The following is a 14,371-nucleotide window of genomic DNA, read 5'->3' as shown; positions in this document are numbered from 1 at the left end:
GTCGGTCATATGGCGGTGATCCGGCTGACGCGCGAAGGGGATGTAGCTTGATGTCGACTGCATTGGCCCGGCGTCTGGCGACCGGCAAAATCCATTATGGCTGGGTCGTCCTTGCCACCACCTTCCTCACCATGCTCGTGGTCGCAGGCGCGGTCGGCGCGCCCGGCGTGTTCATCGTGCCGCTGCAACGCGAATTTGGCTGGACCGCCGCCGACATTTCCGCTGCGCTGGCCATCCGCTTCCTGCTGTTCGGCCTGATCGGCCCCTTTGCCGCGGCTTTCATGAACCGCTTTGGCGTGCGCCGGATGATGCTGATTTCGCTCGGCATCGTCACGATCGGCCTGCTGCTGTCGCTGGGCATGAGCCAGTTGTGGCAATTGGTGCTGCTATGGGGCGTGATCATCGGGCTGGGCACTGGCCTCACTGCCATGGTGCTGGGCGCAACCGTCGCCACCCGCTGGTTTTCGGACCGGCGCGGGCTTGTCATGGGGCTGCTGTCCGCCAGCACGGCGACTGGCCAGTTGGCTTTCCTGCCGCTGCTCGCCGGAATGACCGACACTTTGGGCTGGCGCTCTGCGGTGCTGCTGGTGTGCGGCGCGATCCTGCTGGCGGCGCTGGTCGTACTGCTGCTGATGCGCGATCGCCCGTCCGATCTCGGCCTACCACCCTATGGCGCCAGCGCTATCCAGCCGCCGCCGGTCCAGACGATCGGCTTTTGCGCGTTGCTGATGACGCCGATCACGGTTCTGCGCGACGCGGCCAAAGTGCCGACCTTCTGGTTCCTCTTCCTCTCCTTCTATATTTGCGGCGCGAGCACCAACGGTCTGGTCCAGACCCATTTCATCGCCCTGTGCGGCGATTATGGATTGGCGGCGATCGGCGCGGCGTCGATGCTGGCGATGATGGGGCTGTTCGATTTCGGCGGCACGCTGGCGTCCGGCTGGCTGTCGGACCGATTCGACAATCGCTGGCTGCTCTTTTGGTATTATGGCCTGCGTGGCGCGTCGCTGCTCTATCTGCCGTTCAGCGACTTCTCGCTCTACAGCCTGTCGCTGTTCGCCGTCTTTTACGGTCTCGACTGGGTCGCGACCGTGCCGCCCACGGTCAAGCTGACCGCCCAGCGCTTCGGGCCGGAACGCGCCAACATCGTCTTTGGCTGGATCTTCGCCGGCCATCAACTGGGGGCCGCCAGCGCGGCGATGGCGGGCGGCCTGTCGCGCACGGTCTGGCACAGCTATATGCCTGCCTTCGTTGCGGCGGGGCTGTTATGCCTGATCGGCGCGGGGCTGGTGCTGATGATCAACCGGGGTCGCCCCGCCATCTTGCAGGGCGCTTGAAACACAAGGCCGGGGCGCGTTACGCTGGCGGCATGACCGCCAAAACCCCCTCTGCCCGCCGCCGTTCCCGCTGGATCAGCATCCCGCTCAAACTGTTGATCGGCTTCGTCATCCTCTCGCTGCTGATGGTGACGCTCTACCGCTTCGTGCCCCCGCCAGTGACGATGACGATGCTGCTCGATCCCAATGGCATCACCAAGGACTGGGTGAGCCTGGACGAGATTGACCCGGACATGGCGCGCGCGGCGATCGCGGCGGAGGACGGCAAATTCTGCGCCCATCACGGCTTCGACGTCGACGCCATCGCCAAGGCGGCAATCCATAATGCAAGCGGCGGTCGCGTGCGCGGCGGATCGACGATCAGCCAGCAGACCGCGAAAAATGTGTTCTTGTGGCAGGGCGGCGGCTTCATCCGCAAGGGGTTCGAAGCCTGGTTCACCATGTTGATCGAGGCGATCTGGGGCAAGCGGCGGATCATGGAAGTCTATCTGAACGTCGCGGAAACCGGCATCGGCACCTATGGCGTACAGGCGGGCGCCATCCGCTATTTCAAACATGGCGCCGAACGCCTGACCCGCGCCGAAGCCGCCCGCATCGCCGCCGTCCTCCCCCTCCCCAAACGCCGCGCCGCCATCGCCCCCAGCGGCTTCACCCGCCGCTATGGCAACACCATCGCCGCACGGATCGGCGTGGTACAGCGCGACGGGCTGGATGCTTGCCTGCGTTAAGACCGGAGCGCAAAAAAGGGGCGGATTGCTCCGCCCCTTTCTGACTGGATCTTATCCTCTTGGCTTAGAAGCCAACGATCAGTGAAGCACTGATCGCGCGCGGCGAGCCGAAGTTCACGAATGACGACGACGAACTGGCCAGCGTGTCCAGACCACCGCTGAACGAGCCGACATAGAATTTGTCGAACAGGTTGCTGACGTTGAACTGGATCGCACCCTTTTCCATGCCCAGGCTGGCAAGCGAATAGCGCAGGTCGAGATCGACGATGGTATATCCGGCAAACTTCGCACCCGGGAAGATCAGTTTGGTGACGCCCGTGCTGGTCGTCGCCGTCTGGATTTCGCCATTGATGTCGTTCAGGAAACGCGAGCTGGTCCGCTTTGCCTGAACGCCCATGGTGAAGTCGCCCAGATTGCCCTGAAGGCGACCACCGAACAGATATTTCGGCGCTTCACGCTCACGCTTGCCTGCGGTGCGCAGGAAGGCATCGCCATTCTGCACATAGCAAAGGCCCGCAAGCTGAATGTCGCTGTCAGTAACACAGCTGCCCGTGATCGAGTCGTTCTGAATTTCCGACTTGATGTACGAACCGAACAGATAGGCGGTCAGTTCCTTGACCGGGCTGTACGAAATGCTGCCGTCAATGCCATATTTCTTGACCGGACCAACGTTGGTCGTCGTGCCGTTGCCGTCAATGTCATATGCGGTAATCAAGCGATTTTTATACTTGGAATACCAACCCGTAATCGCCGCCTGGACCTTGGGAGTGGTGTAACGCAGGCTGGCGTCAAAACTATCCGACGTTTCAGCAACGCGCTTTGCCTGAGTGCTGCCTGCCGGGAATGAGAAGGCGTTATACAGAGCATCCGTGCTCGGCACCGACAGGTTCTTGGCATAGCTGCCCGCGATGCTGATTTCCGGCGTGACCTTGAACGTTGCGCCAAGGTTGGGCAGGAACTTGTCATATTTCAGCTTGCGCGACTGCGGCAGCGCGGAACCCGTTGCCCGGCCCGTAGCATCATTGAAGCTATAAGGGTTCGCGGCCGCATATGCTGCGATCTGGTCGCTGGGCACGCAGTTTACGAAACCACCGGTGCTGGTCGTGAAGCAATAATTGTTCAGGTCACGCGTGAAGAACGGCACGCGACCGCCAATCAGCACGGTCAGAGCGTCATCGAAAAACTGACCGCGATATTCGCCGGCGATCTGGTGGAGCGTGGCATAGGAAAGGCGATCACGCTTGGTCAGCGCATTGCCCGCCGCGTCGGTCAGCGGATCGTTGATCGAAAAAACGTCAGTTGGCGAGCCGTCGGCCTTCAGCAGGCCAGCATAGCCGGTCTGACGATGGCGCGCGCGGTCGTAGCTGTAGGACAGACGAACACGGTTGCTGTCATTGATGTCGTAGGCCAGGTTGGCGATGCCGACCCAACGGCGGGTATTGGTCTGGCTCGGCTGAAGAACGGTAACCCTGCCAAGAACGCCGTCACCGTTAAGGTCGCGACCAAAGTAGAAGGAGCCGTTATAGTTGCCAGTGAAGGGCTGTCCACCCGACATGAAGGATGTTTCATTGGCGCTGGTCGTACCACCGCCATTGGCCTTCACATATTGATAAGCACCATCGATCGAAAGCGTCAGGCGTTCGGCCAGCGTGAACTTGGAGTTCAGGCGAACATTGCCCGTGTTGGACGGGTTGAAACGTCGTTCGAAGTCGGTGCCACACGCATTGGGGGTGCTGGTTGTGCTGAGCGTGCAAGGATAGCCGCCGCTGATATTGTAGAAGCGTCCCGACTTGTCGCCGGTAAAGGCACTGGCGCGGAATGGCGAACCACCGAAATTGTTGCGGTTCTGGTTGTAGTGACCGGCGATCGAGATGAAATCGCCGTTGTCGCCAATATCCTGCCAGATCTTGGCATTATATTGCTGCTTATACACATCGCCGTAATTGGCATAAGCCGCCACGTTCTTGGCCCGTGAAGCGGAGAACCAGGCCTTCGTACCATGGCCGGTAATGTCGCCCGTGTTGATGACACCGAACATACGGAAATAGGGGCGGTCGCCCGAACCGTTGGCGACGATGTTACCATAGCTTACGCTGGCGAGGACGCCATAATCGTCGCTGGGTTCCAGCGTGTTGATGTTGACGGTGCCGCCAACCGCTGCGGCGGTCGGGCTGTCGACATCGGTAGAGCCCAGGTTTACGTTGACATTCTCGATCAATTCGGGGTCAACCTGCTGGTTGGTATATACCGCATAATTGCCGGAATCGTTGAGGGGGATACCGTCGAAAGTTTGCGAGATACGATCCGCACCGAAGCCGCGGATCGTGAAGTTACCACCGCTCGAACCCCAGGGATCGTTGTTGGTGAAGCTGACGCCGGGGACCAGGTTGATGATTTCATTGATCGACTGGCCAGGGCGCTGAGCCTGAATGATTTCCTGACCCAGGACGACCTTCGCCTTGGGCGAATCGGGTATCTTGACGCCAGCGATGCCTTCGCTGACCCGTGCGCCCGTGACGATGATGCTATCTTCAAAATCGGCAGAACCCGTCGACTGGGCGAAGGCTGCGGAAGGAGCGGCTACGGCGATCATCGCGGCGCTGCACATCAGAAACTGTTTCATGTGACCCTTTGTCCCTTGTTCAGGAGCGGCGCTGACACGCCATACTGTTATGCTCTTGCAAGCCGGAGCCGCCTGTGACGGCCTCTGGCGACGCCCCTGTGATGCTATGGCTGCACTTTTGTTACAATGTGCAACATACTCTGTCACAGGTGCGAACAGATGAGCGGGATGGCGCGAGATACACGGCGCCCGCATCACTCAAACCATTGCTTTCATTATATTTTATATAAGTTTTTACCTGCTATTTGACGGTGGTGCAATTTTGCAACGCAGCAGGAATATTTGTGTCAGCGTGGAACCGGACCAACAAAATGGGGCCGACGGTCACCCGTCAGCCCCATTTTTGTCTCCGGCCTGGCCTTGCGATCAGGCGGCGTCCTCGGCTCGCTTGCTGTTTTCGCTGAATACGCGAATCGGTTCCTTCTTGCCCGCGACGACATCCTTGTCGACCACCACCTCGCCCACGCCCTGCATGGACGGCAGGTCGAACATGGTGTCGAGCAGGATCGCTTCGAGGATGGAGCGCAGCCCGCGCGCGCCGGTCTTGCGTTCGATCGCCTTCTTCGCGATCGCAACCAGCGCTTCGTCGGTGAAGCTGAGGTCGACATTCTCCATCTCGAACAGCTTGCCATATTGCTTGACCAGCGCGTTCTTCGGCTCGCCCAAAATCTTGACCAGCGCCGACACGTCCAGATCCTCCAGAGTCGCGATGACCGGCAGACGACCGACAAATTCGGGGATCAGCCCGAATTTCAGCAAATCTTCCGGTTCGCTCTGCCGCAGCAGCTCGCCCGTCTTGCGCTCTTCGGGTGCAGCGACATAGGCGCCAAAGCCGATCGACTTGGCCTCCAGACGATCACCGATGATCTTTTCCAGACCAGCGAACGCGCCGCCGCAGATGAACAGGATATTGGTCGTGTCGACCTGCAAAAACTCCTGCTGTGGATGCTTGCGCCCGCCCTGCGGCGGGACGGAAGCGGTGGTGCCTTCCATCAGCTTCAGCAACGCCTGCTGCACGCCCTCGCCCGACACGTCGCGGGTGATGGAGGGGTTTTCCGCCTTGCGGCTGATCTTGTCGATCTCGTCGATATAGACGATGCCGCGCTGCGCCTTCTCGACATTATAGTCCGACGCCTGAAGCAGCTTGAGGATGATGTTTTCCACATCCTCGCCGACATAGCCCGCTTCGGTCAGCGTCGTCGCATCGGCCATGGTGAAGGGCACGTCGAACGTCTTGGCCAGCGTCTGCGCCAGCAGCGTCTTGCCGCATCCGGTCGGGCCGACCAGCAGGATGTTGGACTTGGCCAGTTCGACCTCGCCCGGCTTGCTGCCATGGTTCAGCCGCTTGTAATGGTTATGGACCGCGACCGACAGTACGCGCTTCGCCCGGTTCTGGCCGATCACATAATCGTCCAGCACGTCGCAGATTTCCTGCGGGGTCGGCACGCCGCCATCCTTCTTGCCGACGAGACCGCCCTTGGTCTCCTCGCGGATGATGTCGTTGCACAGCTCGACGCACTCATCGCAGATGAACACGGTCGGCCCAGCGATCAGCTTGCGCACTTCATGCTGCGACTTGCCGCAGAAGGAGCAATAGAGCGTGCTCTTGGAATCGGAGCCGGTAAGCTTAGTCATTCGCCAATCTTTCTTCCCTGCCGGTTCAACAATCACCAAAACCGCATTCCGGCGCGGGTAATCTGGTCCATAGTCATCCTAGACCGTGGCGCGCCGGTTTCACAAGGGGTGAAAGTAGCGCGCCCCGGTAAAGATGGGCTTTAAGTCTCGCTCGCTTCGGGCAGCGCGGGCCGGCTGGTGAACACTTCATCGACCAGACCGAAGGCCTTGGCCTCGTCCGCCTCCAGGAAGGTGTCGCGGTCCATCGCCCGCTCGATCTCTTCCAGCGACCTGCCGGTATATTGGACATACAGGTCGTTCAGGCGACGGCGGATACGCAGGATTTCCTTGGCCTGGATCTCGATGTCGCTCGCCATCCCCTGCGCGCCGCCCGATGGTTGGTGGACCATGATGCGGGCATTGCCCAGCGCGATCCGCTTGCCCGGTTCACCGGCCGCCAGCAGGAAGCTGCCCATCGACGCCGCCTGTCCGATGCACACGGTGCCGACCTGTGGCCGGATATATTTCATCGTGTCGTGGATCGCCATGCCCGCCGTCACCACGCCGCCGGGCGAGTTGATGTACATCCAGATGTCCTTCTTCGGATTTTCCGATTCGAGGAACAGCAACTGGGCGACGATCAGCGAGGCCATATGATCCTCGACCTGGCCGGTCACGAAGATGATCCGCTCACGCAACAGGCGCGAAAAAATGTCGAAGCTGCGCTCGCCACGGTTCGACTGCTCGATAACGATAGGAACCAGCGCGGCCATGGGATCATGCATGATGTTGGTCATTGTACTCTTTCAGTCAGGTGCTTTTGCCCACCCCTACATCGGCACAAACGGCAAATGGTTCAAGGGGGGCTTGCAGGAAGGAAGCCGGTTCAGTCGCGCCGGGCGAAGTCGGACGGCGCGCGAAAACCAAGATAGGACAGCCGCCGCACCTCCCGCCGCCCGCGCACCACGGTGTCCAGGATAAGCCCGCACATGGCCGACAGGGTGGCAAGGATCATCAGGCCGGTGACCAGGATGGCGGTCGGGAAACGCGGCACCAGGCCGGTATGCATATAGGTCACGATCAGCGGCGCGGCCAGCCCCAGCCCCAGCGCGACAAGGAACGCGGCGATCACGCCGAAGAACAGGATCGGCCGCTCGATGCGATAGAGGGTGAAGATGGTGCGCAGGATGCGAAAGCCGTCGCGATAGGTGGAAAGCTTGCTGACCGATCCTTCGGGCCGCGCGCCATAGGCGGTGACGACTTCGGCGACCGGCATGGCGAGTTCGAGCGCATGGACGCTGATCTCGGTCTCGATCTCGAACCCGGCCGACAGCACCGGAAAGCTTTTGACGAAGCGGCGGGAAAAGACGCGATAGCCCGACAATATGTCGGTAAAACTGCGCCCGAACAATTGCTTGAGTAGGCTGGTCAGCGCCCAGTTGCCCAGGCGGTGGCCGGGGCGATAGGCCTCTTCCGCCTCCGACTTGCGGCAACCGACCACCATGTCGAGATTATCGTCGAGCATGGCGGCAACCATCGCAGGGGCGGCGGCGGCCTCATAGGTCGCGTCGCCATCAGCCATGATATAGATGTCGGCATCAACGTCGGCGAACATGCGGCGCACGACATGACCCTTGCCCTGCTGGGTCACGCGGCGGACGATCGCGCCAGCGCCGCGCGCCAGTTCGGGGCTGCCATCGCTGCTGTTATTGTCGAACACATAGATGTCGGCATGGGGCAATGCGCGGCGGAAATCCTGCACCGTCTGCACGATCGCGCCGGCTTCATTATAACAGGGCAGGATGACCGCGATGCGCGGGACTGCCAGCGCGCTGTCGCTGGTCATGGCGGGATATTCCTTCATCGGCCTTCGCATCCTGCTGCCTTCCGTGCCCGAAGGCATGGACCGACAGGGTTAATATTTCCTCTGCCATGGCGCAGGCGAAATGAAAAGCGCCCGCGCCTCCTGTCGGAAGCCGGGCGCTTGTCCATCGCTTTTCAGCCGGGCTTATTCAGCCTTGGCAGCAGCCTTCTTGGGAGCAGCCTTCTTCTTGGGCTTTTCCTCGGCAGCGGCCTCTGCGGCCGGCGCGTCCGCTTCCGCCGCAGCAGGGGCTGCCTTCTTGGCGGCGGCCTTCTTCGGCTTGGCCGGGGCTTCCTCGGCTACCGCTTCGGCTTCGGCGGCAGGTTCGGCAGCGGCCTTCTTGGACGCGGCCTTCTTCGCCTTGGGCTTTTCGTCATGGTCATGGCCGCAATCGGGGCCATGGACGTGGGGCTTGATGTCGCCATCTTCGGCTTCGATCGCCGCTTCCAGCTCTTCCTTGGTCACGGCGCGGTCGGTGACTTCGGCCTTGTCGAACAGGAAGTCGACGACCTTGTCCTCATAAAGCGGCGCGCGCAGCTGGGCTGCGGCCATCGGGTCCTGACGGACATATTGCACGAAACGCTCACGGTCCTGCGGGCCGTACTGCTGCGCGGCCTGCATGATCAGGCGGTTCATTTCCTGGTCGCTGACGGTCACGCCATTGGCCTGGCCGATTTCGGAGAGGAGCAGGCCCAGGCGAACGCGACGCACGGCGATGGCGCGATAATCGTCCTTCTCGGCTTCCATTTCGGCGATCGCGGCGGCCGGATCTTCCTCATGACTCGCTTCATGCTGAAGCTGCTGCCAGATCTGCTCGAATTCGGCCTCGACCATGCTGGGCGGCACGTCGAAGTCATGGGCCGACGCCAGCTGGTCAAGCAGCTTGCGCTTCATGTGGGTGCGGGTCAGGCCATTATGTTCCTGCTCGATCTGGCCCTTGAGCAGATCCTTGAGCTGGTCCAGCCCTTCCAGGCCCAGCGACTTGGCGAAATCATCGTCCAGCTTGGGCTTGTCGCCGTCCAGGATCGACTTCACCTTGATGTCGAAGGTCGCCAGCTTGCCGGCCAGGTGCGCCGCGCCATAATCTTCGGGGAAGGTCACTTCGATGACCTTTTCCTCGCCCTTCTTCACGCCGCCCAGCTGTTCCTCGAAACCGGGGATGAACTGGCCAGAGCCGAGCTTGAGCTTGATGTCTTCAGCAGCGCCGCCTTCAAAGGCTTCGCCGTCGACCTTGCCCAGAAAGTCGATGACCAGCGTGTCGCCGTCCTGCGCGACATGATCGTCGCCCTTTTCTTCCAGCGCGCCCTGCTGCGTGGCGATGCGGCCCGCGGCCTCATCGACCTGCGCATCGGCGACTTCGACGGTCAGCCGTTCCAGCTTGATGCCTTCGATGCTGGGCGCCGCGATGTCGGGCAGCACTTCGAGCGCGACCTTGATTTCCGCGTCCTTGCCGAACTCGAACCCTTCGTCCAGCTCGACCGAAGGCTGCATCGCGGGACGCAGCTTCTGGTCGGCGATCAGTTTCTGGATGCTTTCCTGAATGCTGTTGTTGAGCGCGTCGCGCTGGAGCGCTTCGCCATGCATTTTCTTGACGAGATTGGCGGGCACCTTGCCGGGGCGGAAGCCGGGCATCCGCACCTGCGGAGCCATGGCTTTCACTTCCTTGTCCACTCGCGCGTCGATATCCTTCGACGTGATGGTGACAGTGTAGGCGCGCTTAAGGCCTTCGTTCAACGTCTCGACAGTCTGCATCTCTTCTCTCAAACGCTTTCTTCAGCTGAATTTCGGTGGCGCTGCCGCAGGTGGCATACTGGTGCGGGCGAAGGGACTCGAACCCCCACATCTTGCGATACCAGAACCTAAATCTGGCGCGTCTACCAATTTCGCCACGCCCGCATCGGTCGCCGGTCGGCGCGGCATAGAGAAAAGCGTGGGCAAGGGCAAGGGATAGTGAGTCGGGTCGCGGAACCGGGGCGACGACCCATGCGTAACCTCTCCACCCCCTTAACAGAGAGAAGTAGATATGGCCACCCAGCCCGACCCCACACCCAACCCCGATGGCGTGCCCCCGCCGGACATTATCGACCCGCAGTCGCCGCCCGAAACCCCCGCCCCTGCGACTCCGCAGGAATTGCCGGTGACGGAGCCGGACGAGATCGTGCCGGTCGGCCCCGATTATGATCAGCCAGACAGCGCGCCAGCCGAAGTGCCGCCGGATTGAGCGCAATTTTCGGCCGAGAGGCCAACATATCCACAATTTTTATGTCACTTTGCGGAACCTTTTTGGTTGATCGTTAAAATATGATGGCCCCGCCGCTGGACAGACCCCTGCAAGCATGATTGAATTGTTACAAATAGAAATGACGGAGAGGCGCGGCTGACAAAATAGGGGGTCGACGTGCATAGGGTTCGCGCAAAACTGGATTGGTTCAAAACCGTCATCCTGCCACAGGAAGCAGCATTGCGCGGTCGTTTGCGACGCATTTTGCCCTCCACCCATGAACTGGACGACATGGTCGCCGAAGTCATGACCCGCGCCTATGCGACGGAAAGTTGGGAAAATGTGACGACAGGCCGCGCCTATCTTTTCACCATCGCCCGCAACCTCGTCATCGACACCGCCCGCCGTAACAAGGTGGTCAGCTTCGAAACCATGGCCGACCTGGAACTGCTGGGCGGCGAAAATACGATCGAGGCGCAATTGAACGCCCGCGAAGCGCTGCGTCAGGTGCAGGTCATCGTCGAGTCGCTGCCTGCCCAGTGCCGTCGCGTGTTCATTCTTCGCCGCATCCACGAAAAATCCATGCTGGAAATAGCGGAGGAGATGTCCCTATCCGTTTCTACTGTTGAAAAACATCTGGCCAAAGCCATCGCGATAGTTATGCGGGCCTGGGCAGAACGTGAGGAAACGGATTTCGAACGTGCAGGGGTCGGAGCCAGGATCAAGCTGCGGGACCAGGGCCGCGATCGAAGCGGAAGCAGCGCGCCTGCTGGCTAGGCTTAACAGCGATCCCAGCCCACAGGACGAAGCCGAAATTTGCGCATGGGTAGAGGCTGACCCCAGCCACGCCGTTGCGTTCGCCCGTGCCGAAGCAGCATGGGAAGCGGCCGAGCGACTAAAAAGCGCCGCCGCCGAAGTCACCCTGCCCCCGCTGGCGCAGATCGTCAGCGAAGAACAGCAGCGCCGCCTGTCGCGCAACGTCATGGTCGCCGCCGCCGTTGCGGTCATGCTCTTCATCGTCGCCGCCATCGTCACCGTCCGCACGTTCAGCGGGGTGGAGCGTTTCCAGACCGGCATCGGCCAGATCCGCGACATCGCGCTGGAAGATGGATCGACCCTGCACCTCAACAGCGACAGCGAAGCCGAAGTCCGCTTCACCGACAATGGCCGCAAAGTGCGTATCCTGAAGGGCGAAGCCTCTTTCGATGTCGCCCGTGACGCCGGACGCCCGTTCGACGTCGAAGCACGATCGGCGGTCATCCGCGCGGTCGGCACCGCCTTCAACGTGCGGATGCGCCCCTCGATCGTCGAACTCACCGTCACCCACGGCACCGTCACCGTCCATTCGGGCGACAATGTGCAAAAGCGCGTCAGCGCAGGCAGCGGCGCGGTGATCCAGCCGCGCACCATCGCGCTCACCCGGCTGGACCCCAAGCTGGTTGGCCAGCGCACGGCCTGGCGCGAACAGATGGTCGAACTGGACGGCGAAACCATCGAGCAGGCGGCCGGCGAGTTCAACCGCTACCGCACCGCGCCGATCCTGATTGGCGATACGCGGGTGTCGGCGCTGCGAATCGGCGGCCGCTTCCGCATCAGCGACAGCCGCGAATTCCTCTCTGCCCTGCAACTGAGCCTCCCCATCCGCGCGGTCACGGGCGAGGATGGCTCGGTCATGCTGCTCTATCGCGACGAAGAGCCGGCGATGGCGGACAATGGGGTCGGCTTGTGACGCGCAGGGCGGACCAATATAAAAGCGTGATGCCTACATCTTGATCCGTTCGTTTCGAGCGAAGTCGAGAAACGTGGTGAGCAGGTTTCTCGACTTCGCTCGAAACGAACGGATGTGGGGATTTCGCCCGGGACGCATCAGTTTCAAAACCCGCTCGGGCAATAGCCTGCCCTACCCCAACAACTCCCGCACCATCTCCGGCACCAGCACACTCGCCGGTCCCAGCCGGCTTTCCTCGAAATAATAGCTGCCCGCCGACGGATCGAGATTGAGTTCCAGCGTTCGCGCACCGACATGGCGGGCGGTCTGGACGAAACCTGCCGCCGGATAGACCGCGCCGGACGTGCCGATCGACACGAACAGGTCCGCGCGCCGCAGCGCATCGTCGATCGCGTCCATCTCATAGGGCATTTCGCCAAAGAACACGATGTCGGGCCGCAGCCTGGGCTTGCCACAGCCATCGCATACCGATCCGGGGGGCAGCGATCCGCTCCATGCCACCGCCTTCCCGCACGCCGCGCACAGCGCCGATCGCAGCGCGCCATGCATATGGATCAGCCGCTTCGCCCCAGCCCGTTCATGCAGGTCATCGACATTCTGCGTGACGATCAGCAATTCGCCCGGCCATGCCCTGTCGAGCGCCGCCAGCGCCACATGCGCGGCATTGGGCGCCACCTCGTCCAGCTTCGCGCGCCGCTCGTCATAGAAGCGATGCACCAGCGCGGGATTGCGCGCGATCGCTTCGGGCGTGCAGACATCCTCGACGCGATGCCCTTCCCACAATCCGTCCGGCCCGCGAAAGGTGGCAAGCCCGCTTTCGGCGGAAATCCCCGCGCCGGTGAGAATGACGACATTGCGTATGTCCGGGTTCATGTCGCCCAGCCTAGCCAATGCGCCGCGTCAACGCCATGCTCCTGCTTATCGAAGTCTTTACCCCGTCCGGGCTAGACCCCGACGCATTATTAAAGCCGGAACATGCCCCATGCGTTTTGCCCAGACCCTGCCCATGATCGCCGCCTTCGCGCTGCCGCAGCCGGCCTTTGCGCAGGTCGCCGTCGCCGATAGTGGCGATACCGGCTGGATGATCCTTTGCGCGCTGCTGGTGCTGCTGGCCGCATTGCCGGGGCTGATGCTGCGCCATGCGGGGCTGGTCAATGTGCGCAATGCTCTGTCGGTGATGACGCAAGGCGCGGCCGTGATTGCGATCGTGTCGCTGGTCTGGGCAATCGCGGGCTATTCCATCGCCTATGCGCCCGGCAGCGCATGGCTGGGCGGCGGCGCGAACCTGCTGCTCGCCAATCTGGGCCAATTGCGCGACGGGATGACCGTACCCGAATCCGCCTTCGTCCTGTTCCAGATGGCGCTGGCCCTGCTGGCCGCCAGTCTGCTGATCGGTGCAGTCGCGGAACGGGCGCGGCTGGGCTGGCTGATCGGTTTCGCGCCGCTCTGGCTATTGCTGGTCTATGCGCCGACCGTCCATGCGGTGTGGGGCGGCGGCTGGCTCGCCGACCTTGGTGTGCTGGATTTTGCGGGCGGGCTGGTCGTGCATGGCGTTGCGGGCTTTTCCGCGCTGACGCTGGCCCTGATCGCCGGGCGGCGGCGCGAAGCCTCCGACCCCGGCCATTCGCCCGTACTCGGTCTGGCGGGCGGCGCATTGCTGTGGATCGGCCTGTCGGGCGTGGTCGGCGGCTGGGCGCTGGGCGCGACCGATGACGCCGCGACCGCCATACTGAACTATCATTTTGCCGCCTGCGCCGCCGCGCTGCTCTGGGCCTTGCTCGACCGGCTGCTGGGCGCGCGCACCAGCGCCACCGGCATCCTGTCCGGCGCCCTGGCGGGCATCGCCGCCATTTCCGCCAGCGCTGCTTTGGTCGGCACAGGCGGCGCGATGATGATCGGCGTGATTGCAGCAATTGTCTGCCGCATCGGCGGCGGGCTGGCGGCGCGCTGGATCGACGATCCGGCGGGCGTGTTCGTGGTGCACGGACTGGGCGGCCTCACCGGCGTCCTGCTGCTCCCCATCTTCGTCCTGCCGCTGCTGGGCGGGGTCGGCTATGAAGTGCCGGTCAGCCTGAGCGCCGCGCTGCTCAGCCAGCTTGCCGGTCTTGCCATCGTCGCGCTCTGGGCGATGATCGGAACGGCCATCGCTGCGCTGATCGTGTCGATGGTGCTGCCGATGCGCGTGGGCGCGCAGGAAGAAGCCGACGGCCTCGACGCCAGCCAGCACGGCCAGCAGGGCTGGGATTTCCGCTAAACGC

12 protein-coding genes and 1 tRNA gene are annotated in these 14,371 nt (G+C 62.2%); 6 read left to right on the top strand and 7 right to left on the bottom strand.

What is annotated here, in order from left to right; translation table 11 throughout:
* Window positions 1-47 precede the first annotated feature (47 nt).
* Both FE851_RS04080 and mtgA read left to right on the top strand, forming a co-directional pair.
* On the top strand, window positions 48-1,337 hold the full coding sequence (locus FE851_RS04080; protein WP_145199991.1) for an MFS transporter: 1,290 nt from the start codon (window positions 48-50) through the stop codon (window positions 1,335-1,337).
* A 32-nt stretch (window positions 1,338-1,369) separates the two neighbouring features.
* On the top strand, window positions 1,370-2,065 hold the full coding sequence (gene mtgA, locus FE851_RS04075) for a monofunctional biosynthetic peptidoglycan transglycosylase (RefSeq protein WP_145204092.1): 696 nt from the start codon (window positions 1,370-1,372) through the stop codon (window positions 2,063-2,065).
* A gap of 64 nt (window positions 2,066-2,129) precedes the next feature.
* On the opposite strand, the gene FE851_RS04070 is transcribed toward mtgA, so the two are convergent.
* The 6 genes from FE851_RS04070 to FE851_RS04045 all read right to left on the bottom strand — a co-directional run bounded on the left by FE851_RS04070 (window position 2,130) and on the right by FE851_RS04045 (window position 10,059).
* Entirely contained in the window at window positions 2,130-4,688 is a 2,559-nt protein-coding gene (locus FE851_RS04070) for a TonB-dependent receptor (protein ID WP_145199988.1), read from the bottom strand.
* 366 nt (window positions 4,689-5,054) lie between these two features.
* Entirely contained in the window at window positions 5,055-6,323 is a 1,269-nt protein-coding gene (gene clpX, locus FE851_RS04065; protein WP_017184221.1) for an ATP-dependent Clp protease ATP-binding subunit ClpX, read from the bottom strand.
* Between the two features lie 140 nt (window positions 6,324-6,463).
* The gene (gene clpP, locus FE851_RS04060) at window positions 6,464-7,099 is read right to left on the bottom strand and encodes an ATP-dependent Clp endopeptidase proteolytic subunit ClpP (protein WP_017184222.1); all 636 of its coding nucleotides are present in this window, start codon (window positions 7,097-7,099) and stop codon (window positions 6,464-6,466) included.
* Between the two features lie 89 nt (window positions 7,100-7,188).
* Window positions 7,189-8,166 carry a glycosyltransferase family 2 protein gene (locus FE851_RS04055; RefSeq protein ID WP_145199985.1) on the bottom strand — a complete coding sequence of 326 codons (978 nt, stop codon included), beginning with the start codon at window positions 8,164-8,166 and terminating at the stop codon, window positions 7,189-7,191.
* Between the two features lie 144 nt (window positions 8,167-8,310).
* On the bottom strand, window positions 8,311-9,915 hold the full coding sequence (gene tig, locus FE851_RS04050; protein ID WP_145199982.1) for a trigger factor: 1,605 nt from the start codon (window positions 9,913-9,915) through the stop codon (window positions 8,311-8,313).
* A gap of 59 nt (window positions 9,916-9,974) precedes the next feature.
* Window positions 9,975-10,059: transfer RNA gene (locus FE851_RS04045), tRNA-Leu, on the bottom strand.
* A gap of 127 nt (window positions 10,060-10,186) precedes the next feature.
* Between FE851_RS04045 and FE851_RS04040 the strand changes: the two genes are divergently transcribed.
* The 3 genes from FE851_RS04040 to FE851_RS04030 all read left to right on the top strand — a co-directional run bounded on the left by FE851_RS04040 (window position 10,187) and on the right by FE851_RS04030 (window position 12,113).
* On the top strand, window positions 10,187-10,384 hold the full coding sequence (locus FE851_RS04040) for a hypothetical protein (protein WP_017184225.1): 198 nt from the start codon (window positions 10,187-10,189) through the stop codon (window positions 10,382-10,384).
* Window positions 10,385-10,561: 177 nt separating this feature from the next.
* Window positions 10,562-11,161 (top strand): sigma-70 family RNA polymerase sigma factor, encoded by a 600-nt coding sequence (locus FE851_RS04035; RefSeq protein ID WP_145199979.1) that lies wholly within the window; start codon window positions 10,562-10,564, stop codon window positions 11,159-11,161.
* Window positions 11,085-12,113 carry a FecR family protein gene (locus tag FE851_RS04030; RefSeq protein ID WP_145199976.1) on the top strand — a complete coding sequence of 343 codons (1,029 nt, stop codon included), beginning with the start codon at window positions 11,085-11,087 and terminating at the stop codon, window positions 12,111-12,113. The genes FE851_RS04035 and FE851_RS04030 overlap by 77 nt, the downstream gene beginning before the upstream one ends.
* Before the next feature lie 171 nt (window positions 12,114-12,284).
* Here FE851_RS04030 and FE851_RS04025 read toward each other — a convergent pair whose 3' ends face one another.
* Complete coding sequence (locus FE851_RS04025; RefSeq protein ID WP_145199973.1) at window positions 12,285-12,986, bottom strand: NAD-dependent deacylase; 702 nt, start codon at window positions 12,984-12,986, stop codon at window positions 12,285-12,287.
* 109 nt (window positions 12,987-13,095) lie between these two features.
* Here FE851_RS04025 and FE851_RS04020 point away from each other — a divergent pair, with 109 nt between their 5' ends.
* Window positions 13,096-14,367 carry an ammonium transporter gene (locus FE851_RS04020; RefSeq protein WP_145199971.1) on the top strand — a complete coding sequence of 424 codons (1,272 nt, stop codon included), beginning with the start codon at window positions 13,096-13,098 and terminating at the stop codon, window positions 14,365-14,367.
* Window positions 14,368-14,371: the final 4 nt, after the last annotated feature.

The sequence above is a fragment of the Sphingobium sp. B2 genome (assembly GCF_007693735.1).
Taxonomy (GTDB): Bacteria; Pseudomonadota; Alphaproteobacteria; order Sphingomonadales; family Sphingomonadaceae; genus Sphingobium; species Sphingobium xenophagum.
Note: the sequence above shows the minus strand (reverse complement) of the source record. Positions and strands in the feature narration are given on the sequence as shown.

Coding starts and splice junctions, on each gene's coding strand:
- mtgA (WP_145204092.1), top strand. CDS start 1,370: ATGACCGCCAAAACCCCCTCTGCCCGCCGCCGTTCCCGCTGGATCAGC.
- FE851_RS04070 (WP_145199988.1), bottom strand. CDS start 4,688: ATGAAACAGTTTCTGATGTGCAGCGCCGCGATGATCGCCGTAGCCGCT.
- clpX (WP_017184221.1), bottom strand. CDS start 6,323: ATGACTAAGCTTACCGGCTCCGATTCCAAGAGCACGCTCTATTGCTCC.
- clpP (WP_017184222.1), bottom strand. CDS start 7,099: ATGACCAACATCATGCATGATCCCATGGCCGCGCTGGTTCCTATCGTT.
- FE851_RS04055 (WP_145199985.1), bottom strand. CDS start 8,166: ATGAAGGAATATCCCGCCATGACCAGCGACAGCGCGCTGGCAGTCCCG.
- tig (WP_145199982.1), bottom strand. CDS start 9,915: ATGCAGACTGTCGAGACGTTGAACGAAGGCCTTAAGCGCGCCTACACT.
- FE851_RS04040 (WP_017184225.1), top strand. CDS start 10,187: ATGGCCACCCAGCCCGACCCCACACCCAACCCCGATGGCGTGCCCCCG.
- FE851_RS04025 (WP_145199973.1), bottom strand. CDS start 12,986: ATGAACCCGGACATACGCAATGTCGTCATTCTCACCGGCGCGGGGATT.
- FE851_RS04020 (WP_145199971.1), top strand. CDS start 13,096: ATGCGTTTTGCCCAGACCCTGCCCATGATCGCCGCCTTCGCGCTGCCG.